This window comes from Pseudomonas sp. FBCC-B35, from assembly GCF_059133755.1.
Genome location: NZ_CP101439.1, coordinates 3,806,761 through 3,829,432, shown reverse-complemented (window position 1 = coordinate 3,829,432; position 22,672 = coordinate 3,806,761). Strand labels below are relative to the sequence as shown.

Sequence of the window (22,672 nt, the reverse complement as noted above, 5' to 3'; positions counted from 1 at the left end):
CTATGAGCCAGATGTTATCCACCGTCAGCGAGCAGCTCCTGGCCCCAGGCGGCTTGACCCTGGACAGCCTGCAAAGTGTGCTGGGTGAATTGGCCGGCCCAGGCATCGACGCCGCCGACCTGTACTTTCAGGGCCAGATTTCGGAAACCTGGGCGCTGGAGGATGGGATTGTCAAAGAAGGCAGCTTCAACCTCGATCAGGGGGTCGGTGTCCGTGCCCAGGCCGGCGAAAAAACCGGCTTTGCCTACAGCAATGCCATCAATCTCGAAGCCTTGACCTCTGCCGCGCGCGCCGCGCGATCGATTTCCCGTGCCGGGCAGAACGGCACGGTTCAGGCATTCCGTGCCCAGGACGTGACCACTCTCTACCCGGCGGATAATCCATTGGACGTGCTCAGCCGTGCCGAGAAGGTCGAGCTGCTCAAGCGTGTCGATGCCGCCACCCGTGCACTGGACCCGCGTATCCAGCAGGTCAGCGTCAGCATGGCCGGCGTCTGGGAGCGGATCCTGGTCGCGGCCGCCGATGGCAGCCTGGCGGCCGACGTACGGCCCCTGGTGCGCTTCAACGTCAGCGTCATCGTCGAGCAGAACGGCCGTCGCGAACGCGGCGGGCAGGGCGGCGGCGGGCGCACCGACTATCGCTTCTTCACCGAGGAGCGGGTGATGGGCTATGCCCGCGAGGCACTGCGCCAGGCGTTGGTGAACCTGGAGGCCGTTGCTGCGCCTGCCGGCACCCTGCCCGTGGTGCTGGGGCCTGGCTGGTCCGGCGTGCTGTTGCACGAGGCGGTTGGCCATGGCCTGGAAGGCGATTTCAACCGCAAGGGCAGTTCGGCATTCAGCGGCCGAATCGGCCAGAAGGTCGCGTCCAGCCTGTGCACCATCGTCGATGATGGCACCCTGGAAGGCCGACGTGGCTCCTTGAGCGTGGACGACGAAGGTACGCCGACCGAGTGCACCACCCTGATCGAAAACGGCGTGCTCAAGGGCTACATGCAGGACAAGCTCAATGCGCGCCTGATGGGCATGGCGGTGACGGGCAACGGCCGACGGGAATCCTATGCCCACTTGCCGATGCCGCGCATGACCAACACTTACATGCGGGCCGGTGAAAGCGACCCGCAGGAGATCATCGCGTCGGTGAAGAAGGGCATCTACTGCGCGAATTTGGGTGGCGGACAGGTGGACATCACCAGCGGCAAGTTCGTCTTTTCGACCAGCGAGGCCTACCTGATCGAGGATGGCAAGATCACCGCCCCGGTCAAAGGCGCGACCTTGATTGGCAATGGCCCGGAGGCGATGAGCCGTGTGTCGATGGTCGGCAACGACCTGTCGCTCGACAGTGGGGTAGGGACATGCGGCAAGGACGGGCAGTCCGTGCCGGTCGGTGTGGGCCAACCGACCTTGAAACTCGATGCGATCACGGTGGGTGGTACCGGGGCGTGAGGGTCGGCTGGGGCCGCAAGGCGGCCCCGCCGCGATCAGCGCAGCCCGCGCTGCAGCTCGTCCAGATCGCGAATGTACTTGAACACCTTGCGCGAAGCGGCAGGGGGTTTGTTCCTGGCCTTTTCGTGCTGGGCATGGCGCACCAGCGAGCGCAGCTGCTGGCGGTCGGTCTCCGGGTATTCGTTGACGAACCGTTCGAGGTCCTCGTCGTTGCCGTCGATCAACCGATCACGCCAGCGTTCAAGACCGTGAAAACGCTCGTTGTACTGGCGGGTGGAGCTGTCCATCTGTTCCAGCAGGGCATGAATGGCGTCCAGGTCCTGTACACGCATCAGCTTGCCTACGAACGACATGTGGCGTTTGCGAGCCCCATGCGCGGTGTGCTTGCTGGCTTCGGCCAATGCCTTGCGCAGTTCATCGGTCAAGGGCAGGCGCGCCAGGGTGTCGGCCTTGAGGGTGGTGAGCCGCTCGCCGAGTTCGACCAGCGCATGCAGTTCGCGCTTGATCTGGGTTTTGCTTTTTTCGCCGTCGAAGGCGTCGTCGTTTGAATCAACCATGGTGGCAGTCCGCTAAAGATCGCCGCCATGATAACCAGTCGGGGGCCGCTTGTCCGGCCCGGCCGTTGAATGGCCCTTGCCGAACGCAGAATTCTGAGTGGAGAAAACCATGAGTGCAGTCCAGAGTATCGGCCCGAACGATCTGCCAGCCTTGCAAGAGCAGGTCGAAGCGATCATTGCCGAGGCCCGCCGCCAGGGTGCCAGCGCCTGCGAAGTGGCGGTGTCGCTGGAGCAGGGCCTGTCCACCACGGTCCGCCAGCGCGAGGTCGAGACGGTTGAGTTCAACCGTGACCAGGGCTTTGGTATCACCCTGTACGTCGGGCAGCGCAAAGGCTCGGCCAGCACCTCGGCCAGTGGTTCGGACGCCATTCGCGAAACCGTCGCAGCTGCGCTGGCCATTGCCAAGCACACCTCCGAGGACGAATGCGCCGGGCTTGCCGACGCCGCCCTGATGGCCCGCGATGTTCCGGACCTCGACCTCTACCACGACTGGAACCTGGAGCCGGAGAAGGCCATTGAAATGGCCTTGGCGTGCGAAGCTGCGGCCTTCGACGCTGATCCTCGAATTCTCAACGCCGATGGCACCTCGCTCAACACCCACCAGGGGTGCAGGGTGTATGGCAACAGCAACGGCTTTGTCGGTGGCTACGCCTCCACCCGTCACAGCCTGAGCTGCGTGATGATCGCCGAGGGCGATGGGCAGATGCAGCGTGACTACTGGTACGACGTCAATCGCCAAGGTAACCTGCTGGCTGACCCGCGCAGCATCGGTATCCGCGCCGCCCAACGCGCCGCCAGTCGCCTGGGCGCACGGCCGGTGCCGACCTGTGAGGTGCCGGTACTGTTCTCGGCCGAATTGGCAGGCGGGCTGTTCGGCAGCTTCCTGTCGGCGGTTTCCGGTGGGAACCTGTACCGCAAGTCCTCCTTCCTTGAAGGCGCCCTCGGCCAACAGTTGTTCCCGGCCTGGCTGACCTTGGACGAGCGCCCTCACATCCCGCGCGCGTTGGGCAGCGCAGCCTTCGATGGTGATGGCCTGGCAACCTACGCCAAACCGTTCGTGGATAAGGGCCAGCTGGTGTCCTACCTGCTCGGTACCTACTCGGGGCGCAAACTGGGTCTGCCCAGTACCGCCAACTCAGGCGGCGTGCACAACCTGTTCGTCACCCATGGCAGTGAAGACCAGGCCGCGTTGATCCGACGCATGGGGCGCGGCCTGCTGGTCACCGAATTGATGGGGCATGGCCTGAACATGGTGACAGGGGACTATTCCCGTGGCGCGGCCGGTTTCTGGGTCGAGAATGGCGAGATCCAGCACGCCGTCCAGGAAGTCACCATCGCGGGCAACATGAAGGACATGTTCAAGCAGATCGTGGCGATTGGCAGCGACCTGGAGACCCGCAGCAACATTCATACAGGCTCGGTGTTGATCGAGCGGATGATGGTTGCCGGTAGTTGATCCTCTTCATGTGAAGCCGTTGGGGCCGCGCAGCGGCCCCTTTTTTTTTCGCGGCAGAAGATCAAGCGGCGGCCCCTTCACACCATCTACGGGTTGAATTGATTCTGTTTATCAATTAATAATGAATATCATTTCATAGCTGCACGATGATGATGTTCATGACGACCGCCCTTCGCGAACTGCCCTATCTTGAAAACTGGCGCTGGCTCAGTCGCCGGATCCGCTGTGCGCTCGAGCCAGATGAGCCGCGCCTGATCGAACATTACCTGGCGGAAGGGCGTTACCTGGTGTGTTGCACCCAGACGTCACCCTGGACGGTGGCATTGACCTCCTTCCGCCTGCTGCTCGATACCGCCTGCGACCGCATGCTGCCTTGGCACTGGCGCTGCCAGTGCCTGGATCAGGCCTGGCGGCCACTGTTGATCCTGCGCAACCTCGACCGACAGGAACAGAACCAACGCTGGCAGCCCTATGCCCTGCAACTGGCCAATTGCCGTTTGCTGCCCTCGATTTCCCCCGATGAATTGATGCAAGGACCCGATGATGACCAATACCCGCATCGAGCGTGACAGCATGGGCGAGTTGCACGTGCCGGCAGACGCGCTGTACGGCGCGCAGACCCAGCGTGCGGTCGACAATTTCCCCATCAGTGGCCAGCGCATGCCTGCCCAGTTCTTACGCGCGCTGCTGCTGGCCAAGGCAGCGGCGGCTAACGCCAACGTCGAACTGGAGCAGTTGTCTGAGCAGCAAGGCCAGGCGATCGTCACGGCCGTACAGCAACTGCTGGCAGAAGACTTCATCGTGCATTTTCCGGTCGATGTGTTCCAGACCGGTTCCGGCACCAGTTCCAACATGAACGCCAACGAAGTGATTGCAACGCTGGCCAGCCGAGCCTCGAGCGAAGCGGTCAATCCCAATGACCACGTCAATTGCGGGCAGAGCAGCAATGACATCATTCCTACCACCATTCATGTGAGCGCAGCCCTTGCGCTCCACGAGCAACTGCTGCCAGCGCTGAGCCACCTTGTGCAGGTGATCGAAGCCAAGTCGATCCAGGTTCGTCCCTATATCAAGACAGGCCGTACGCACTTGATGGATGCCATGCCTGTACGCATGAGCCAAGTACTTGATGGCTGGGCGGCGCAGGTCGCAGGTGCCAAGGCGCACATAGAGGCCACCTTGCCTAGCCTGCAGGCCCTGGCCCAGGGCGGCACGGCCGTGGGCACCGGGATCAACGCCCATCCTGATTTCGCAGCCGGCTTCGCCCGTCACCTCAGCGCGTTGACGGGCGTAGCGTTTCGCCCTGCTCAGAATCTGTTTGCCCTGATCGGCTCCCAGGACACTGCCGTTGCACTGTCTGGCCAGCTCAAGACCACGGCGGTGGCGTTGATGAAGATCGCCAACGACCTGCGCTGGATGAACTCGGGGCCCTTGGCGGGCTTGGGTGAAATCGAGCTGCAGGGCTTGCAACCTGGCTCGTCGATCATGCCTGGAAAGGTCAATCCGGTGATTCCTGAAGCCACCGCCATGGTCGCCGCTCAGGTCATCGGCAATGACGCAACGATCGCGGTAGCGGGGCAGTCCGGCAACTTCGAGCTCAATGTCATGTTGCCGGTCATCGCCCGTAACCTGCTCGAAAGCATCGAGCTGATGGCCAATGTCAGCCGGTTACTGGCAGACAAAGCCATTGCCACATTCAAGGTCAATGAAAACAAACTCAACGAGGCGTTGGCGCGTAACCCGATCCTGGTCACGGCACTGAACCCGATCATTGGTTACCTCAAGGCAGCGGAGATCGCCAAGGCCGCTTATGCGCAAGGGCGGCCCATCATCGATGTGGCGCTGGAGCACACCGACCTTTCCCGTGATCGGTTGCAGGCCTTGCTGAATCCGGAAAAGCTGACCGCTGGTGGTATCTGAACAGCGCAATGGCCCTGGAGGCTCGTCATGCAGCACTGGAAACGCATCACGCAAGTCGCCAATCAGCTGTTCTCGCAAGGTGAGCTGGTGGATGCTCGCGAACATTACCTCCAGGCCCTGGCATTGGCCCAAGTGCTGTTCACGCGCTGGGAGGATGCCGATCAAGCCGTGGCCTCATTGGTGATCGCGCATCACAACCTGGCCGACCTGCACCTGCGTCTGCAGCAGCCCCATGAAAGCGCCGATTACCTGTGCGCCGTGCACCAACGGCTGTTGCAGGCCAGTCAGGACGTGTGCCTGCCACGGGCGCTGCGTGATGCCTCACTGCGCCACAGCGCCCGTACCTACACCGAGTTGTTGAGTTTCATCGCCGAACACGGCCAGTACCCGCGCACCGAGCACCTGCTCAACCGACACAGCGCCTGTTCACTTCAACCTGCCCACGGAGTCCATTGACATGCCTCATGCATTGCCTGCACTGCCCTACGCCTACGATGCGCTGGAACCGCACATCGACACGCAGACCATGGAGATCCATCACACCAAGCATCACCAGACGTACGTCAATGGCCTCAACGCAGCGGTCGAGAACAGTGAATGGGCCGACTGGCCGGTGGAAAAGCTGGTGGCACAGGTCGAGCAGTTACCTGAAAACCTGCGAGGCGCCGTGACCAACCATGGCGGCGGGCATGCCAACCACAGCCTGTTCTGGACGGTGATGTCCCCCCGTGGTGGAGGCGAGCCCCAGGGCGAAGTTGCCCGTGCCATCGACACACAATTGGGTGGCTTCGAGGCATTCAAGGAAGCCTTCACCAAGGCTGCGCTCACCCGCTTCGGCAGTGGTTGGGCCTGGCTGAGCGTTACCCCGCAGCGGACCCTCGTGGTCGAGAGCAGTGGCAACCAGGACAGCCCGTTGATGCATGGCCACACACCGATCCTCGGCCTGGACGTCTGGGAGCACGCGTACTACCTGAAGTATCAGAACCGTCGGCCTGAGTACATCGGGGCCTTCTACAACGTCATCGACTGGGCGCAAGTGAATCGCCGCTACCTCGATGCCATGAAATGAGCCAGGCAGGTATGCGCGCCGAAGTCATGTCCGTCAGCAGCGTGCGCCTGTTCAGGCTGGCGCTTGGAACCCTGTTGCTGCTGGCGGGTACCGCGCTGCTGGTGGCGCGCGCATTTGCCTGGCTCGACCTGGACCCACGTATGTTGCGCGCACTTGAGGGCGGCGCGCTGTGCGCGTTGGGGACGGCCCTGGGTGCGGTGCCGGTACTGGTTATCCGCACCATGCCCGTGGCATTGGCCGATACACTGTTGGGCTTTGGTGCTGGCGTCATGTTGGCGGCCACGGCCTTCTCGCTGATAGTGCCTGGGTTGGAGGCCGCTCAGGCCATTGGTTTTGGTGCATGGGGAGCCGGCGGCCTCATCAGCGCGGGCCTGCTGGCAGGCGCGTTGTGCCTTTACCTGGTGGACCTGAAACTCTCGCCAGGCTCGTCCTCAGGGCTGACCCCTGACGAGCCGGTCATCGCTTCGCGCGTATGGCTGTTCGTGTTCGCCATCATCGCCCACAACATTCCAGAGGGCATGGCCATAGGCGTGTCTGCAGGCGGGGGCATGGCAGCTGCCGACAGCCTGGCAATGGGCATCGCCTTGCAGGATGTACCGGAGGGGCTGGTCATTGCGCTGGTGCTCGCCGGGGCTGGCATGTCGCGCTTCAAGGCCTTTCTCATCGGCGCCGTCTCCGGTCTGGTGGAGCCCGTGGCAGCCGTTATCTGCGCCTGGCTGGTGAATGTGGCGCAACTGCTGTTGCCCCTGGGCCTCGCCTGCGCTGCAGGGGCGATGCTGCTGGTCGTGACCCAGGAAATCATCCCCGAATCACGCAGCCACGGTAATCACCGCCTGGCCAGCCTGGGGCTGTGCATCGGTTTCTGCCTGATGATGGTGATGGATACCGCGATGTCCTGAAGCGCCCGCCAGACTGCGGGCGTGAGGAGGAGGGCGTCACGCTTGGCGACGGCCGATGTGAAACGCCTGCTGGTCGTGCCGAGGGCTTACTCCCCCTCGTCGAAATAGTTGTTGATCAACTCGACCAGTGCCTGCATGGCTTCACTGTCCTGCTCGCCTTCGGTGTGCAGGTAGACCTGAGTGCCTTTGCCCGCCGCCAGCATCATGACCCCCATGATGCTCTTGCCATCGACCAGCTTGTCCGGGGCACGACCTACCTTGACCTGGCAGGGAAAGCGACCGGCAACCCCGACGAATTTGGCTGCCGCCCGGGCATGCAGACCCAGTTTGTTGATGATGGTGATTTCGCGGGCGGGCATGAGCTGGCGGATCCTTGGGCTAGAGGTCGCGGTGGCGAACCTGGACGTTTTTCAAAGATTGCTGGAGCAACTGGCCCAGCCGTTCGGTGAGGTACACCGAGCGATGATGGCCGCCAGTGCATCCGATGGCGATGGTGACATAGGCACGGTTGCTGGCGGCGAACCGTGGCAGCCACTTGAGCAGGTAGCTGGAAATATCGGTGAACATCTCTTCGACGTCCGGCTGAGCCGCGAGGTAGTCGATGACGGGTTGTTCAAGGCCGGAATGCTCGCGCAGTTCTGGCTTCCAGTAAGGGTTGGGCAGGCAGCGCACGTCGAACACCAGATCGGCATCGACCGGCATGCCCCGCTTGAAGCCGAATGACTCCACCAGAAAAGCCGTACCCGGTTCTGGCTTGTCCAACAAGCGCAGCTTGATCGAGTCACGCAGCTGATAGAGATTCAGGCGGGTGGTGTCGATCTTGAGATCGGCCAGGTCAGCTATCGGCCCCAGCAAATCCCGTTCGACGCGAATCGCCTCGGCCAGTGAGCGATCGGCATTGGTCAACGGGTGGCGTCGGCGGGTTTCGGAAAAACGCTTGAGCAGCGTGTCTTCGTCGGCATCGAGGTACAGCACGTCGCACTGGATGTGACGAGCACGCGCTTGTTCGAGCAGTTCGGGAAAGCGCGACAAGTGGCTTGGCAGGTTGCGTGCGTCAATCGATACGGCAACCTTGGGCTGCGGCAATTCGGTGTTGAGCAGCGCGCTTTCCGCCAACTGCGGCAGCAGCCCGGCGGGCAAATTGTCGATGCAGTAGAAACCGTTGTCTTCGAGGACATCGAGGGCCGTGCTCTTACCGGAGCCGGACCGGCCACTGACGATGATCAAGCGCATGTTCAATGCTCGTTCTGTACGTCCAGGACGACCTGGAACAAGGCCTCGCTGCTCTGGGCTGCACGCAGGCGATCACGAACGTCCTTGCGATCGAGCATGCTGGCTATCTGGCGCAGCAGTTCCAGATGAGCATCGGTGGCCGCAACCGGAACCAGCAGAACGAAAAGCAGGTCCACGGGCGCGCCATCGATCGCGTCATAATCGATGGGGGCGTCAAGGTGCAGAAGGGCGCTGACCGGTGAGGAGCACCCTTCGAGGCGGCAATGGGGGATGGCGATGCCATTGCCGAAACCAGTGGAGCCCAGCTTTTCGCGGGCCACCAGTTTTTCGAAGACGTCTTGCATCTCAAGTTCAGGTACTTGATCGGCAATCAGGGTGGCGACCTTTTCCAGGGCGCGCTTCTTGCTGCCGCCCGGCACGTTCACGAGGGAACGGCCGGGGGTCAGGATGGTTTCAAGTCGGATCATGGATGAGGGGGATCAGCGGGCTGCTGCACCTTGCAGCAGGCTTTGCTGTTTTTCCTTGTGTTTTTTCAGTTGGCGGTCGAGCTTGTCGGCCAAGGCGTCGATGGCTGCATACATGTCTTCGTGTTCGGCGTTGGCTACCACTTCACCGCCAGGAATCTGCAAGGTCGCTTCGACCTTCTGCTGCAGCTTCTCGACTTTCATGATGACCTGCACGTTAGTGATCTTGTCGAAGTGACTCTCCACGCGGGCGAGCTTTTCGAGCACGTAATCACGCAAGGGTTGGGTGACTTCTACATGCTGTCCACTGATATTGACTTGCATACAGCTTCTCCTTTTGTTGCCCGTGCATCAAAGAGGCAGGTGTTGCACCTGCCACACAAACGCGGTGGCACATCTCAGGGGCTACATCAATCGCTTGCGCTCGCTCGAGGGTGCGATACCCAGGGACTCGCGGTACTTGGCGACAGTGCGACGGGCGACCTGGATGCCTTGTGCCTCCAGTAAACCAGCGATCCTGCTGTCACTCAATGGCTTTTTCTGATTTTCCGCCGCAACCAGTTTCTTGATGATCGCGCGGATCGCCGTGGACGAGCATTCCCCGCCTTCGGAGGTGCTGACGTGGCTCGAGAAAAAGTATTTCAGCTCGTAGATGCCGCGGGGGGTGTGCATGTACTTCTGGGTGGTGACCCGGGAAATGGTCGACTCGTGCATGCCCACAGCTTCTGCGATGTCGTGCAGCACCAGCGGCTTCATCGCCTCGTCGCCGTGGTCCAGGAAGCCGCGCTGGTGCTCAACGATCTGCGTAGCCACCTTCATCAAGGTCTCGTTGCGGCTTTGCAGGCTCTTGATGAACCAGCGGGCTTCCTGCAACTGGTTGCGCATGAAGGTGTTGTCGGCACTGGTGTCGGCGCGGCGTACGAACCCGGCGTATTGCGCGTTAACGCGCAGGCGTGGCACCGCCTCCTGGTTCAGTTCCACCAGCCACCGCTCGCTGTCCTTGCGCACGATCACATCCGGCACCACGTACTCGGGCTCACTGGACTCGATCTGCGACCCTGGGCGAGGGTTGAGGCTCTGCACCAGTTCGATGACCTGGCGCAGCTCATCTTCCTTGAGTTTCATGCGGCGCATGAGCTGGCTGTAGTCGCGGCTTCCCAGCAGGTCGATGAAGTCGCTGACCAGGCGCATGGCCTCGGTCATCCACGGGGTGCTGGCCGGCAGCTGGCGCAGTTGCAGCAACAGGCATTCGCCCAGCGTGCGGGCGCCGACACCAGCAGGTTCGAATTGCTGGATACGATGCAGCACTGCCTCGACTTCATCCAGCTCGATGTCGAGCTCAGGGTCGAACCCTGCACAAATCTCTTCCAGACTGTCTTCCAGATAGCCCTGATTGTTGATGCTGTCGATCAAGGTGACTGCAATGAGCCGGTCGGTGTCGGACATCGGCGCCAGGTTCAACTGCCACAGCAGATGGCTTTGCAGGCTCTCGCCAGCCGAAGTGCGGGTGGTGAAATCCCACTCGTCGTCGTCATTGCTTGGCAGGCTGCTGGCACTGGTCTGGTAGATATCTTCCCAGGCGGTGTCGACAGGAAGCTCGTTGGGGATGCGTTCGTTCCACTCGCCGTCTTCGAGGTTTTCGGCGCTGGCAGTGGTTTCCTGGAAGCTGTTGTCCTGGACGTCGCTGGTCGGTTTGTTCTCGGCGTTGTCCGCCATGGGGTCGGTGTTATCGAAGTCGTCGCCGTCTTCCTGGCGCTCGAGCATCGGATTGGACTCCAGGGCTTCCTGGATTTCCTGCTGAAGGTCCAGGGTGGAAAGCTGGAGCAGGCGGATGGCCTGTTGCAACTGCGGTGTCATCGTCAGTTGCTGGCCCATTTTTAGGACGAGCGATGGTTTCATGGCAGATGCTTTGTACCTTGTTCGCCGGCGCACATGCGCCTTCCACTACACGAGGGCGCCGGGGCGCCATTTCAAGCAAGATTTATGCCTTAAATTGTAGCGTTTGCCTAGAGCACTGTAACAACTTGGCCCGACTTGGGGGCGTCTTTGTTCGTGCCCAAGGCGCGCGTCGTGATCAAAGCCTGAACTCGTGCCCCAGGTAAACTTCTTTCACCAGGTCATTGGCCAGGATGGTCTGGGCATCGCCCTCGGCGATCAGGCGGCCGTCGTTGACGATGTAGGCCGTTTCACAGATATCCAGCGTTTCACGCACGTTGTGGTCCGTGATCAGCACACCGATGCCCTTGGCTTTGAGGTGATGAATGATCTGCTTGATATCACCGACCGAAATGGGGTCCACGCCTGCGAAGGGCTCGTCGAGCAAGATGAATTTTGGAGAGGTTGCCAATGCCCGGGCAATCTCGACACGCCGCCGCTCGCCGCCGGACAGGCTCATGCCCAGGTTGTCGCGAATGTGGCTGATGTGGAATTCCTGAAGCAGGCTTTCGAGCTCCTGGCGCTGGCCCTCGCGATCAAGATCCTTGCGGGTTTCCAGGATCGCCTTGATGTTGTCGGCCACCGACAACTTGCGGAAGATCGACGCTTCCTGCGGTAGATAGCCGATACCGGCCCGGGCGCGACCGTGCATGGGCTGGTGGCTGACATCGAGGCTGTCGATCAGCACGCGCCCCTGATCGGCCTGAACCAGGCCAACGATCATGTAGAAGCACGTAGTCTTGCCGGCGCCATTGGGGCCGAGCAGGCCGACGATCTGACCGCTGTCGATCGACAGGCTGACGTCTCGCACGACCTGGCGGCCCTTGTAGCTCTTGGCCAGGTGCTGGGCTTTGAGGGTTGCCATTTACTCGGCCTTCTTCTTGGGCTGGATCACCATGTCGATACGCTGACGTGGCGTGGTTACGTTGCCACCCCGACCGGCAGTGGCCACTTGTGTCTGGGTGTTGTAGACGATTTTCTCGCCTTCGGTGGTGTTGCCTTCGTTTTCCACCTTGGCTCGGTCGGTGAGCACCACCAGGTCTTTCTGAGCCTGGTACTGGATGGTAACGCCCCAGCCTTTCATCTTGTCCGCCTTGGACGCGCTTTGTTGCTGCTCGAAATAGGCCAGGTTGCCCACCGAGGTCACCACGTCGATGTCGCCACCGTTCGTGCGAGTGATGGTTACGGTGTTGCCTTTGATCATCATAGAGCCCTGGGTGATGATCACGTCACCGGTATAGGTGGCCACGCCTTTCTTGTCGTCCAGGTGCGCATTGTCGGCCTGGATGCGAATCGGCTGGTCACGGTCGTTCGGCAGGGCGAGGGCGCTCGCGCTTCCCAGTGCTGCGCTCAGGCTGAGCAAAAGGGGGAGGGTTTTAACGAGCCTCATACTGTCCTCTTACGTTAGAGAGCAGGTCCATCCTGCCTTCTTTCAGGTACGCTTTCATTCCTTTGCCCGTGGTCGTTCCACCGGCGCCGTCGATTCTAACGGCTTGCTCGGTCTGCGCATATTGCTTCTGCGGGAACACGGTCATGCGCGAGCTGGTGATGATGGTCTCACGCTTCTGTTCGTCAGTGCGGGCAACCCGCACATTGTCGATCAACTCGACCTCGCTGCCGTCGGGGTTGACCTCGGCGCGGGTGCTTTGTACATGCCACGGAAACGCCGTGCCGCGGTACAGGTGCAAGTCCGGCGTGGTCAACATCGTGACCTCGCTGGCCTTGAGATGTTCGACTTTGTCGGCGGTCATTTCGTACTGGAGCCTGCCGTCGGGCAGGAACTGGACGCTGTGGGCGTTGATGGCGTAGTAGTCGATGGCGCTCTCGTCGACCTGGGCGACTGGCTTCTCCAGGAAGCTCTCCGGGCTGACGTTCCAGTAGCCGACGGCCACCAGCAGGGCCGCAATGGCCCCGAGCAGCACGATGTTTCTGGCTTTCTTGCTGAACATGGGCAACCTTACAGGTAGTTGGCGTTGGCAGCATCCAGGGTGCCCTGGGCCTGCATGATGAGTTCGCAGAATTCACGTGCGGCGCCTTCGCCGCCGCGGGCCTGGGTCACGCCGTGAGCGTGCTCGCGCACGAACGGCGCCGCGTTGGCGACGGCCATGCCCAGAGCTACGCGCCGAATGACCGGCAAGTCCGGCAGGTCATCGCCAAGGTAAGCCACCTGATCATAGCTCAGGCCCAGCTCGGCGAGCAGGCCGTCGAGCACCACGAGTTTGTCTTCGCGCCCCTGATACAGATGCGCGATACCGAGGTTCTTCGCCCTGCGCTCGACGACCGGTGTCTTGCGCCCGCTGATGATCGCGGTCGTAACGCCAGACGCCATCAGCATCTTGATGCCGTGCCCGTCGAGGGTATTGAAGGTCTTGAACTCGCTGCCGTCTTCAAGAAAATAGAGACGCCCGTCGGTGAGTACACCATCGACGTCGAAGACCGCCAGCTTGATGGCCTTGGCGCGTTGCATCAGATCCTGATTCATCGTGGAGCTCCTCACAGTACGCCAGCGCGCAGCAGATCGTGCATGTTCAGGGCGCCGGTGGGGCGGTCGTGGGCGTCCACCACCACCAGTGCGCCAATCTTGTTGTCTTCCATGATTTTCAACGCTTCAGCGGCCAGCATTTCGGCCCGGGCGGTCTTGCCGTGTACCGTCATCACCTCCTCGATCAAGGCGGTGCGCACATCGATGTTGCGGTCCAGGCTGCGGCGCAGGTCGCCGTCGGTGAAGACGCCGGCCAGCGTGCCATCGTCTTCGATGATCACGGTCATGCCCAGGCCTTTGCGGGACATTTCAAGCAGGGCGTCCTTGAGCAGTGTGCCGCGCGTCACCTTGGGCAGGTCGTCGCCGGCGTGCATCACGTTCTCGACCTTGAGCAGCAACCTGCGCCCCAGCGCACCGCCGGGGTGGGAGAAGGCAAAATCCTCGGCGGTGAACCCGCGTGCTTCGAGCAGGGCGATGGCAAGGGCATCCCCCAGCACCAGGGAGGCGGTGGTGGAGGATGTGGGCGCCAGGTTCAACGGGCAGGCTTCCTGGGCGACGCTGGCGTCGAGATTGACGTCGGCGGCCTGGGCCAGGGACGAGGCCGGGTTGCCGGTCAGGCTCACCAGCTTGATGCCCAGGCGCTTGATCAGTGGCAAGAGGGTGATGATTTCGGCAGTACTGCCAGAGTTCGACAGCGCGAGAATCACGTCGTCGCGGGTGATCATGCCCATGTCGCCATGGCTGGCTTCGGCCGGGTGCACGAAGAAGGCCGGTGTGCCGGTACTGGCCAGGGTGGCGGCGATCTTGTTGCCGATATGCCCGGACTTGCCCATGCCGACCACCACGACACGGCCTTTGCTGGCCAGGATCAGCTCGCAGGCCTTGACGAAGTCGTCGCCGATACGCTCGATCAGGGCCGTGACGGCCTCGAGTTCCAGGCGCAGGGTGCGTTGGGCGGATTGGATCAGCTCGCTGGATTGGCTCATGTCGAAAAAGCAGTGTCTGATAAAAAGGCGGCGATTATAGCGGTAATGATTGAAACCCTCACGCTTTCGATTGTCGTAGGCAATATCCCCAAACGCTGTCGACTAGCTGAACAGCGGGCGGTACGGCCTTGGGGCGGCGTTCAGAGCGGTGTTATAGTTCGCGGCTATTCGGCCTGGCCCGGGGCGTGTGCCTTCCCGATGAAGGCTGACGTCCACTAGGACAGGGCTGCACTAGCAAGGAGTCTAGATGAGTGTGGATAGAGCCTGCGCGGTCGAGTTGAAGGGGGTTACCTTCAAACGCGGTTCACGCAGCATTTTCAACAATGTCGACATCCGTATCCCACGCGGCAAGGTCACCGGCATCATGGGGCCATCGGGTTGCGGCAAGACCACATTGCTTCGTCTGATGGGTGCGCAACTGCGCCCTGCAAGTGGGGAAGTGTGGGTGGCCGGGCAGAACCTGCCGGCGCTTTCGCGCAGTGACCTGTTCGATGCACGCAAGCAGATGGGCGTACTGTTCCAGAGTGGTGCCCTTTTCACCGACCTCGATGTCTTCGAAAACGTGGCGTTCCCCCTGCGCGTGCACACACAACTGCCGGACGAGATGATTCGCGACATCGTGCTGATGAAGCTGCAGGCGGTGGGCTTGCGCGGCGCCATCGACCTGATGCCGGACGAATTGTCCGGCGGCATGAAGCGGCGCGTGGCCCTGGCCCGGGCCATCGCCCTGGACCCGCAGATCCTCATGTACGACGAGCCCTTCGTGGGCCAGGACCCGATCGCCATGGGGGTGCTGGTGCGCTTGATTCGCCTGCTCAACGATGCCCTGGGCATTACCAGCATCGTGGTGTCCCATGACCTGGCAGAAACTGCCAGCATCGCCGACTACATCTATGTAGTCGGAGATGGCCAGGTGCTGGGGCAAGGTACGCCGGACGAATTGATGGGTTCCGATAACCCGCGCATTCGCCAGTTCATGAAAGGCGATCCCGATGGCCCCGTGCCGTTCCATTTCCCCGCGCCCGATTACCGCGCCGACCTGTTGGGGGCGCGCTGATGCGTCAGAAATCCATTCTTGAGCGTGTGCGCCTGCTGGGGCGCTCGTCCATTGACGTGCTGGCGGTGCTAGGGCGGTCCTGCTTGTTCCTGTTCCATGCCCTGGTTGGGCGCGGCGGCATCGGCGGCGGCTTCCAACTGCTCACTCGCCAGCTGTATTCGGTGGGTGTGCTGTCCCTGGCCATCGTGGTGGTCTCGGGCATGTTCATCGGCATGGTGCTGGCCCTGCAGGGCTACAGCATCCTCACCAAGTACGGCTCCGAGCAGGCGGTGGGGCAGATGGTTGCCCTGACCCTGCTGCGCGAACTGGGCCCGGTGGTGACCGCCTTGCTGTTCGCGGGGCGAGCCGGTTCCGCCCTGACGGCCGAGATCGGCAACATGAAGTCCACCGAGCAGCTTTCCAGCCTCGAGATGATCGGCGTAGACCCCCTCAAATACATCGTTGCGCCGCGCCTTTGGGCAGGGTTCATCTCATTGCCGTTGCTGGCGCTGATCTTCAGCGTGGTGGGGATCTGGGGTGGCTCGTGGGTGGCGGTCGACTGGCTGGGCGTCTATGAAGGGTCTTTCTGGGCCAACATGCAGAACAGTGTCTCCTTTACCGACGATGTGCTCAACGGGTTGATCAAGAGCCTGGTGTTCGCCTTCGTCACCACCTGGATTGCCGTGTTCCAAGGGTATGACTGCGAGCCCACTTCCGAAGGGATCAGCCGTGCCACTACCAAGACCGTGGTCTATGCCTCGCTGGCTGTACTGGGTCTGGACTTTATTCTGACCGCTTTGATGTTTGGAGATTTCTGATGCAAAACCGCACCCTGGAAATCGGTGTCGGCCTGTTCCTCCTGGCCGGCATTCTGGCGTTGCTGATGCTGGCCCTGCGCGTCAGTGGCCTGTCGGCCAGCCCCGCCACCGATACGTACAAAGTTTATGCCTACTTCGACAATATCGCCGGTTTGACTGTCAGAGCGAAGGTGACCATGGCCGGCGTCACCATCGGCAAGGTCACCGCCATCGACCTGGACCGTGATTCGTACACCGGTCGGGTGACGCTGCAACTGGACAAGTCGGTGGATAACCTGCCGACCGACTCCACGGCGTCGATCCTGACTGCCGGGCTGCTTGGCGAGAAATACATTGGCATCAGCGTGGGCGGTGAGGAAGAGGTGCTCAAGGAGGGTGCGACCATTCACGATACCCAATCGTCGCTGGTACTCGAAGACCTGATTGGCAAGTTCCTGCTCAACTCCGTTGGCAAGGAACCCAGAGACGCGCAACCGGACAACTGAGGAGTTTCCATGATATCGATTCTGCGACGTGGCCTGCTGGTTCTGCTGGCGGCTTTCCCCTTGCTGGCCGTGGCGGCACAATCGCCCCACGATGTGATCCAGAGCACCACCAACGAGTTGCTGGGTGACCTGAAGGCCAACAAGCAGCAGTACAAGGCCAACCCCAATGCGTTCTACGAGTCGCTCAATCGGATTCTCGGCCCGGTGGTCGATGCCGACGGTATCTCCAGGAGCATCATGACCGTCAAGTATTCGCGCAAGGCCACGCCCGAGCAGATGCAGCGCTTCCAGGAAAACTTCAAGCGCAGCCTGCTGCAGTTCTACGGCAATGCCCTGCTTGAGTACAACAACGAAGGAATCGTGGTCGACCCGGCCAAGGCCGATGATGGCAAGCGTGCCAGTGTTGGCATGAAGGTCACCGGTAACAACGGTGCGGTGTACCCGGTGCAGTACACGTTGGAGAACATCGCTGGCGAGTGGAAGGTGCGCAATGTGATTGTCAACGGCATCAACATCGGCAAGCTGTTCCGTGATCAGTTCGCCGATGCCATGCAGCGCAATGGCAACAACCTGGACAAGACCATCGACGGCTGGGCCGGCGAAGTGGCCAAGGCCAAGCAGAGCGCCGACAGCTCCCCGGAGAAGGCTGTCAAATGAGCCCGGCCGCCACCGCAAGCATGAACGAGCCTGGCGTACTGCGCCTGGCTGGCGTGCTGGACTACCGCAGTGGCCCTGCGCTGCGCAAGCAGGGCCAGGCGCTGATCAAGGCCAGCGGTGATGCGCAGCTGATCATCGACTGCACGGCCGTCGAGCATTCCACAAGCGTGGGCCTGTCGCTGTTGCTGGCTTTCATGCGCGATGCTCAGGCCGCTGGCAAGCGTTGCCAGGTGCAGGGCCTGCCTGATGACATGCGTGACATCGCCCAGGTTTATGACCTCGACGAGGTGCTGGCGAGCTGAAACGCTGGCGGTAGAATCGCCCCTCGGTCAGTGAACTCCCTCGTTGGGCTTCGCAGGCGAGGGGCTTTTTTGTATGATGGCCGACCCGTGCGCATCGGGCGCCGATTGAGGTTGAGCATGCAGGCCCTAGAAGTTAAAAGCTTCCTTGAAGAAAAATTGCCGGGTTCCCGGGTCGAAGTTGAAGGCGAAGGCTGCAACTTCCAGTTGAACGTGATCAGCGACGAGCTGGCTGGCCTTAGCCCGGTCAAGCGTCAGCAGGCGATCTACGCCCACCTCAATCCATGGATCGCCAATGGCAGCATCCATGCGGTAACCATGAAATTTTTCAGCAGCGCAGCTTGGGCTGAGCGCACCTGAGCCACAAGGCGGCGAGATTCCAAATGGACAAACTGATTATCACTGGTGGCGCGCGTCTTGACGGCGAGATCCGCATTTCGGGTGCGAAAAACGCCGCCCTGCCAATCCTGGCCGCCACCTTGCTGGCCGATGGCCCGGTCACCGTAGGCAACCTGCCGCACCTGCACGACATCACCACCATGATCGAGCTGTTCGGGCGCATGGGCATCGAGCCTGTGATCGACGAAAAGCTGGCGGTGGAAATCGACCCGCGCAGCATCAAGACCCTGGTAGCGCCGTATGAGCTGGTCAAGACCATGCGTGCCTCCATCCTGGTGCTCGGCCCCATGGTTGCCCGCTTCGGTGAAGCCGAAGTGGCGTTGCCCGGCGGTTGCGCCATTGGCTCACGCCCGGTCGACCTGCACATCCGCGGCCTGGAAGCCATGGGCGCAACGATCGAAGTCGAGGCCGGCTACATCAAGGCCAAGGCGCCCGAAGGCGGGCTGCGCGGCGCGCACTTCTTCTTCGATACCGTCAGCGTGACCGGTACCGAGAACATCATGATGGCCGCAGCCCTGGCCAAGGGTCGCAGCGTGTTGCAGAACGCCGCGCGCGAGCCTGAAGTGGTCGACCTGGCCAACTTCATCAATGCCATGGGCGGTAACGTGCAAGGCGCAGGCACCGACACCATCACCATCGATGGCGTGGAGCGTTTGGGTTCGGCCAACTACCGGGTCATGCCCGACCGTATCGAGACCGGTACCTACCTGGTCGCCGCTGCCGTGACCGGTGGCCGCGTCAAGGTCAAGGACACCGATCCGACCATCCTTGAAGCGGTGCTGGAAAAACTCAAGGAAGCCGGTGCCGACATCAGCACCGGTACCGACTGGATCGAGCTGGACATGCACGGCAAGCGGCCCAAGGCCGTCAACCTGCGCACCGCGCCCTATCCTGCCTTCCCGACCGACATGCAGGCGCAGTTCATCTCGCTCAACGCCATCGCTGAAGGCACTGGCGCCGTCATCGAGACGATCTTCGAAAACCGCTTCATGCACGTGTATGAAATGCACCGCATGGGCGCGCAGATCCAGGTCGAGGGCAACACGGCCATCGTCACTGGCGTCAATGCGCTCAAGGGCGCCCCGGTCATGGCCACCGACTTGCGCGCCTCGGCCAGTCTGGTACTGTCGGCCCTGGTAGCCGAAGGGGACACCCTGATCGACCGCATCTACCACATCGACCGTGGTTACGAATGCATCGAGGAAAAACTGCAGATGCTGGGCGCGAAGATCCGTCGCGTGCCGGGCTAGGAGCCCGTTGGCGCAGTGCAGGGAAGCGTGCAGCCTCGCTTGCCCTGCCTGTGCCTCATGAATTGAATGCCGCCAGGTCGTTGACCTGGCCAGCAGTAGCCGCTTAAGGACTGACGTTCCAATGCTGACCATCGCGCTTTCCAAAGGCCGTATTCTCGACGATACCCTGCCGTTGCTGGCCGAAGCCGGTATCGTACCCACCGAGAACCCGGACAAGAGCCGCAAGCTGATCATTCCCACCACGCAGGACGACGTGCGCTTGCTGATCGTGCGTGCCACCGACGTGCCGACCTATGTCGAGCATGGCGCCGCCGACCTGGGCGTGGCTGGCAAGGACGTGTTGATGGAGTATGGCGGCCAAGGTCTCTACGAACCGCTGGACCTGCAGATTGCCCGCTGCAAGCTGATGACCGCCGGGGTGGTTGGTGCGCCAGAGCCCAAGGGGCGTCTGCGGGTGGCCACCAAGTTCGTCAACGTGGCCAAACGTTACTATGCCGAGCAAGGCCGTCAGGTCGACATCATCAAGCTGTACGGCTCCATGGAGCTGGCGCCGCTGATCAACCTGGCCGACAAGATCATCGACGTGGTCGATACCGGTAACACCTTGCGTGCCAACGGCCTGGAACCCCAGGAGATGATCGCCGACATCAGCTCCCGCCTGGTGGTCAACAAGGCCTCCATGAAAATGCAGCACGCCCGCATCCAGAGCCTGATCGACACCCTGCGTAAAGCGGTCGAATCGCGACACCGCGGCTGACTTCTGCGCGCGACCTTCGCTGTCGCGCCCGTCTATCCGCGTCATAGCCACTTTTCTCAGGTGCCCGCGCGGATGGACTGGTAGCCTAGGGCGCCTGAGCATTCGTCATCAACCGAGGCCCTCGCCATGACCGTGTCCACTGCAATTGCCCGTCTCAACGCTGCTGACCCGGACTTCGCCCGACATCTGGATCATCTGCTGAGCTGGGAGAGTGTGTCCGATGAGGCGGTCAACCAGCGCGTGCTCGACATCATCAAGGCTGTGCGCGAGCGCGGCGACGACGCCCTGGTGGAGTTCACCCAGCGCTTCGATGGCCTGCAAGCCGACTCGATCCAGGACTTGATCCTCGATCGTCAGCGGCTCGAGCTCGCACTGACCCGCATCACTGACACCCAGCGTGCGGCCCTTGAAAAAGCCGCCGAGCGCGTGCGTCTTTACCACGAGCGGCAAAAACAGGACTCCTGGCAGTACACCGAAGCCGATGGCACCGTGCTGGGCCAGAAGGTCACCCCGCTGGATCGCGCCGGGTTGTACGTGCCTGGCGGCAAGGCGTCCTACCCCTCATCCGTGCTGATGAACGCCATTCCCGCGAAGGTGGCGGGTGTGGGCGAGGTGGTCATGGTGGTGCCTACACCGCGTGGCGAGGTCAACGAACTGGTGCTGGCCGCGGCCTGTATCGCCGGTGTCGATCGCGTGTTCACCGTCGGTGGCGCCCAGGCCGTGGCTGCTCTGGCCTATGGCACTGCCAGCGTGCCCAAGGTCGACAAGATCGTCGGCCCGGGCAACATCTATGTCGCCACGGCCAAGCGCCATGTGTTCGGGCAGGTCGGGATCGACATGATCGCCGGCCCCTCCGAGATCCTCGTGGTGTGTGACGGCCAGACCGATCCAGACTGGATCGCCATGGACCTGTTCTCCCAGGCCGAGCACGACGAGGACGCCCAGGCCATCCTGGTGAGCCCGGACGCTGCATTCCTCGACCGTGTCGCGAAAAGCATCGACAAGTTGCTGCCGACCATGGAGCGGGCCGACATCATCGAAAAGTCGGTCAATGGGCGTGGGGCATTGATCCAGGTGCGCGACATGCAGCAGGCCATCGAGGTGGCCAACCGTATCGCGCCCGAGCACCTCGAGTTGTCAGTGGCAGATCCACAGGCGTGGTTGCCGCACATCCGTCACGCTGGCGCCATTTTCATGGGGCGTCACACCAGCGAGGCACTGGGTGACTACTGCGCGGGTCCGAACCATGTACTGCCCACCTCTGGCACTGCACGCTTCTCGTCCCCGCTCGGGGTCTATGACTTCCAGAAGCGTTCATCGATCATCTTCTGTTCGGAGCAGGGCGCTTCCGAACTGGGGCGCACGGCCTCCGTGCTGGCCCGCGGCGAGTCGCTGACCGCCCACGCGCGCAGTGCCGAATACCGCATTCTGACTACCGAGAAGGGGAACTGAGCATGAGTCGATTCTGGAGCCCTTTCGTCAAGGCGCTAGTGCCCTATGTTCCTGGTGAACAGCCCAAGCTTGCCCGCCTGGTCAAGCTGAACACCAATGAGAACCCCTATGGCCCGTCGCCCAAGGCGCTCGAAGCCATGCGCGGTGAAATCAACGAGAGCCTGCGCCTGTACCCTGATCCCAATGGCGATCACCTGAAGCAAGCGGTCGCGGACTACTACGGCATCACCGCTGCCCAGGTATTCGTCGGCAACGGCTCGGACGAGGTGCTGGCGCACATCTTCCATGGCCTGTTCCAGCACGATGCGCCTCTGCTGTTTCCAGACATCAGCTACAGCTTCTATCCGGTGTATTGCGGGCTGTACGGCATTGCCTATGAGCAGGTGCCCCTGGACGAGCAGTTCCAGATTCGTGTCGAGGACTACCGCAAGCCCAACGCCGGTATCATTTTCCCCAACCCCAATGCGCCGACTGGCTGCCTGATGCCGTTGCAGGCCATCGAGCAACTCTTGCAGCAGAACCCGGATTCGGTGGTGGTCGTCGATGAGGCCTACATCGATTTCGGCGGTCAGACGGCGATCAGCCTGGTAGACCGTTACGACAACCTGCTGGTAACCCAGACCCTGTCGAAATCGCGCTCCCTGGCCGGCCTGCGGGTGGGCTTGGCCGTAGGTCATCCGGACCTGATCGAGGCACTGGAGCGGATCAAGAACAGCTTCAACTCCTACCCACTGGACCGCGCCGCCATCGTCGGTGCAGCAGCGGCATTCGCCGATCGAGCGTATTTCCAGCAGACCTGCCAGAAAGTGATCGACAGCCGCGAAGCGTTGGTGGCCGAGTTGCAAGTGCGTGGCTTCGAGGTGCTGCCATCGGCAGCCAACTTCGTCTTTGCCCGCCATCCTCGACACGATGCCGCCGCCCTCGCGGCGCAGTTGCGCGAGCAAGGGGTCATCGTGCGTCACTTCAAGCAGGCGCGTATCGATCAGTTCCTGCGCATCACCATTGGCACCCCTGAAATGAATCAGGCGTTGCTCGACGCCCTGGCGTGACGTCGCTGCGTTCGCCATGTCCCGCAA

28 protein-coding genes are annotated in these 22,672 nt (G+C 61.8%); 17 read left to right on the top strand and 11 right to left on the bottom strand.

The window, feature by feature from the left end; all coding sequences use genetic code 11:
* The first annotated feature begins 2 nt into the window (after nucleotides 1–2).
* A complete protein-coding gene (gene tldD, locus NMB38_RS17445; protein ID WP_028687050.1) occupies nucleotides 3–1,442 on the top strand; it encodes a metalloprotease TldD in 1,440 nt (479 codons plus the stop codon).
* A gap of 35 nt (nucleotides 1,443–1,477) precedes the next feature.
* On the opposite strand, the gene yjgA is transcribed toward tldD, so the two are convergent.
* Entirely contained in the window at nucleotides 1,478–1,999 is a 522-nt protein-coding gene (gene yjgA, locus NMB38_RS17440; RefSeq protein WP_023533376.1) for a ribosome biogenesis factor YjgA, read from the bottom strand.
* A 109-nt stretch (nucleotides 2,000–2,108) separates the two neighbouring features.
* Between yjgA and pmbA the strand changes: the two genes are divergently transcribed.
* The 6 genes from pmbA (at nucleotide 2,109) to NMB38_RS17410 (ending at nucleotide 7,343) form a co-directional block, all read left to right on the top strand.
* Entirely contained in the window at nucleotides 2,109–3,455 is a 1,347-nt protein-coding gene (pmbA, locus tag NMB38_RS17435; RefSeq protein WP_049695486.1) for a metalloprotease PmbA, read from the top strand.
* 149 nt (nucleotides 3,456–3,604) lie between these two features.
* Nucleotides 3,605–4,024: a hypothetical protein gene (locus tag NMB38_RS17430; protein WP_027913736.1), complete on the top strand. Its 420-nt coding sequence runs from the start codon at nucleotides 3,605–3,607 to the stop codon at nucleotides 4,022–4,024.
* Nucleotides 3,999–5,375 carry a class II fumarate hydratase gene (locus tag NMB38_RS17425; protein WP_490805937.1) on the top strand — a complete coding sequence of 459 codons (1,377 nt, stop codon included), beginning with the start codon at nucleotides 3,999–4,001 and terminating at the stop codon, nucleotides 5,373–5,375. Before NMB38_RS17430 ends, NMB38_RS17425 begins: the two co-directional genes overlap by 26 nt.
* A 27-nt stretch (nucleotides 5,376–5,402) precedes the next feature.
* Nucleotides 5,403–5,831: a DUF2753 family protein gene (locus NMB38_RS17420; RefSeq protein WP_088523089.1), complete on the top strand. Its 429-nt coding sequence runs from the start codon at nucleotides 5,403–5,405 to the stop codon at nucleotides 5,829–5,831.
* Between the two features lies 1 nt (nucleotide 5,832).
* Nucleotides 5,833–6,444: a superoxide dismutase gene (locus NMB38_RS17415; protein ID WP_110606869.1), complete on the top strand. Its 612-nt coding sequence runs from the start codon at nucleotides 5,833–5,835 to the stop codon at nucleotides 6,442–6,444.
* Between the two features lie 11 nt (nucleotides 6,445–6,455).
* Nucleotides 6,456–7,343, top strand: coding sequence for a ZIP family metal transporter (locus NMB38_RS17410; RefSeq protein WP_088523087.1), 888 nt, complete (start codon nucleotides 6,456–6,458; stop codon nucleotides 7,341–7,343).
* A gap of 86 nt (nucleotides 7,344–7,429) precedes the next feature.
* Here the strand turns inward: NMB38_RS17410 and NMB38_RS17405 are convergent, their stop codons facing one another.
* The 10 genes from NMB38_RS17405 to NMB38_RS17360 all read right to left on the bottom strand — a co-directional run bounded on the left by NMB38_RS17405 (nucleotide 7,430) and on the right by NMB38_RS17360 (nucleotide 14,443).
* A complete protein-coding gene (locus NMB38_RS17405; RefSeq protein ID WP_028687055.1) occupies nucleotides 7,430–7,702 on the bottom strand; it encodes an HPr family phosphocarrier protein in 273 nt (90 codons plus the stop codon).
* Nucleotides 7,703–7,721: 19 nt separating this feature from the next.
* Entirely contained in the window at nucleotides 7,722–8,576 is an 855-nt protein-coding gene (gene rapZ, locus NMB38_RS17400; protein ID WP_023533444.1) for an RNase adapter RapZ, read from the bottom strand.
* A 2-nt stretch (nucleotides 8,577–8,578) separates the two neighbouring features.
* Complete coding sequence (gene ptsN / locus NMB38_RS17395) at nucleotides 8,579–9,043, bottom strand: PTS IIA-like nitrogen regulatory protein PtsN (protein WP_027913742.1); 465 nt, start codon at nucleotides 9,041–9,043, stop codon at nucleotides 8,579–8,581.
* Between the two features lie 12 nt (nucleotides 9,044–9,055).
* Entirely contained in the window at nucleotides 9,056–9,364 is a 309-nt protein-coding gene (gene hpf, locus NMB38_RS17390) for a ribosome hibernation-promoting factor, HPF/YfiA family (protein WP_003255135.1), read from the bottom strand.
* Nucleotides 9,365–9,445: 81 nt separating this feature from the next.
* Nucleotides 9,446–10,939, bottom strand: coding sequence for an RNA polymerase factor sigma-54 (locus tag NMB38_RS17385; protein ID WP_490805936.1), 1,494 nt, complete (start codon nucleotides 10,937–10,939; stop codon nucleotides 9,446–9,448).
* Nucleotides 10,940–11,114: 175 nt separating this feature from the next.
* On the bottom strand, nucleotides 11,115–11,840 hold the full coding sequence (lptB, locus tag NMB38_RS17380; RefSeq protein WP_027913743.1) for an LPS export ABC transporter ATP-binding protein: 726 nt from the start codon (nucleotides 11,838–11,840) through the stop codon (nucleotides 11,115–11,117).
* The gene (lptA, locus tag NMB38_RS17375; RefSeq protein WP_023533341.1) at nucleotides 11,841–12,365 is read right to left on the bottom strand and encodes a lipopolysaccharide transport periplasmic protein LptA; all 525 of its coding nucleotides are present in this window, start codon (nucleotides 12,363–12,365) and stop codon (nucleotides 11,841–11,843) included.
* Complete coding sequence (gene lptC / locus NMB38_RS17370) at nucleotides 12,352–12,924, bottom strand: LPS export ABC transporter periplasmic protein LptC (protein ID WP_028687057.1); 573 nt, start codon at nucleotides 12,922–12,924, stop codon at nucleotides 12,352–12,354. The genes lptA and lptC overlap by 14 nt, the downstream gene beginning before the upstream one ends.
* An 8-nt stretch (nucleotides 12,925–12,932) precedes the next feature.
* Complete coding sequence (locus tag NMB38_RS17365) at nucleotides 12,933–13,457, bottom strand: KdsC family phosphatase (protein WP_027913745.1); 525 nt, start codon at nucleotides 13,455–13,457, stop codon at nucleotides 12,933–12,935.
* Between the two features lie 11 nt (nucleotides 13,458–13,468).
* Nucleotides 13,469–14,443, bottom strand: coding sequence for a KpsF/GutQ family sugar-phosphate isomerase (locus NMB38_RS17360; RefSeq protein WP_027913746.1), 975 nt, complete (start codon nucleotides 14,441–14,443; stop codon nucleotides 13,469–13,471).
* 247 nt (nucleotides 14,444–14,690) lie between these two features.
* On the opposite strand from NMB38_RS17360, the gene NMB38_RS17355 reads away from it, so the two are divergent.
* The 10 genes from NMB38_RS17355 (at nucleotide 14,691) to hisC (ending at nucleotide 22,645) form a co-directional block, all read left to right on the top strand.
* Entirely contained in the window at nucleotides 14,691–15,500 is an 810-nt protein-coding gene (locus tag NMB38_RS17355; RefSeq protein WP_345956372.1) for an ATP-binding cassette domain-containing protein, read from the top strand.
* A complete protein-coding gene (mlaE, locus tag NMB38_RS17350) occupies nucleotides 15,500–16,297 on the top strand; it encodes a lipid asymmetry maintenance ABC transporter permease subunit MlaE (RefSeq protein WP_023533432.1) in 798 nt (265 codons plus the stop codon). Before NMB38_RS17355 ends, mlaE begins: the two co-directional genes overlap by 1 nt.
* Nucleotides 16,297–16,782: an outer membrane lipid asymmetry maintenance protein MlaD gene (mlaD, locus tag NMB38_RS17345; RefSeq protein WP_027913748.1), complete on the top strand. Its 486-nt coding sequence runs from the start codon at nucleotides 16,297–16,299 to the stop codon at nucleotides 16,780–16,782. Before mlaE ends, mlaD begins: the two co-directional genes overlap by 1 nt.
* 9 nt (nucleotides 16,783–16,791) lie before the next feature.
* Nucleotides 16,792–17,439, top strand: coding sequence for an MlaC/ttg2D family ABC transporter substrate-binding protein (locus tag NMB38_RS17340; protein ID WP_345956371.1), 648 nt, complete (start codon nucleotides 16,792–16,794; stop codon nucleotides 17,437–17,439).
* Nucleotides 17,436–17,741 carry an STAS domain-containing protein gene (locus tag NMB38_RS17335; protein ID WP_027913750.1) on the top strand — a complete coding sequence of 102 codons (306 nt, stop codon included), beginning with the start codon at nucleotides 17,436–17,438 and terminating at the stop codon, nucleotides 17,739–17,741. The genes NMB38_RS17340 and NMB38_RS17335 overlap by 4 nt, the downstream gene beginning before the upstream one ends.
* A 117-nt stretch (nucleotides 17,742–17,858) precedes the next feature.
* The gene (locus tag NMB38_RS17330; RefSeq protein ID WP_019471361.1) at nucleotides 17,859–18,098 is read left to right on the top strand and encodes a BolA family protein; all 240 of its coding nucleotides are present in this window, start codon (nucleotides 17,859–17,861) and stop codon (nucleotides 18,096–18,098) included.
* A gap of 23 nt (nucleotides 18,099–18,121) precedes the next feature.
* The gene (gene murA / locus NMB38_RS17325; RefSeq protein ID WP_027913751.1) at nucleotides 18,122–19,387 is read left to right on the top strand and encodes a UDP-N-acetylglucosamine 1-carboxyvinyltransferase; all 1,266 of its coding nucleotides are present in this window, start codon (nucleotides 18,122–18,124) and stop codon (nucleotides 19,385–19,387) included.
* A 121-nt stretch (nucleotides 19,388–19,508) separates the two neighbouring features.
* Nucleotides 19,509–20,144 carry an ATP phosphoribosyltransferase gene (hisG, locus tag NMB38_RS17320; RefSeq protein WP_023533364.1) on the top strand — a complete coding sequence of 212 codons (636 nt, stop codon included), beginning with the start codon at nucleotides 19,509–19,511 and terminating at the stop codon, nucleotides 20,142–20,144.
* 126 nt (nucleotides 20,145–20,270) lie between these two features.
* Nucleotides 20,271–21,596 (top strand): histidinol dehydrogenase, encoded by a 1,326-nt coding sequence (gene hisD, locus NMB38_RS17315; protein ID WP_027913752.1) that lies wholly within the window; start codon nucleotides 20,271–20,273, stop codon nucleotides 21,594–21,596.
* A gap of 2 nt (nucleotides 21,597–21,598) precedes the next feature.
* Nucleotides 21,599–22,645 (top strand): histidinol-phosphate transaminase, encoded by a 1,047-nt coding sequence (gene hisC, locus NMB38_RS17310; RefSeq protein ID WP_088523085.1) that lies wholly within the window; start codon nucleotides 21,599–21,601, stop codon nucleotides 22,643–22,645.
* Nucleotides 22,646–22,672 lie beyond the last annotated feature (27 nt).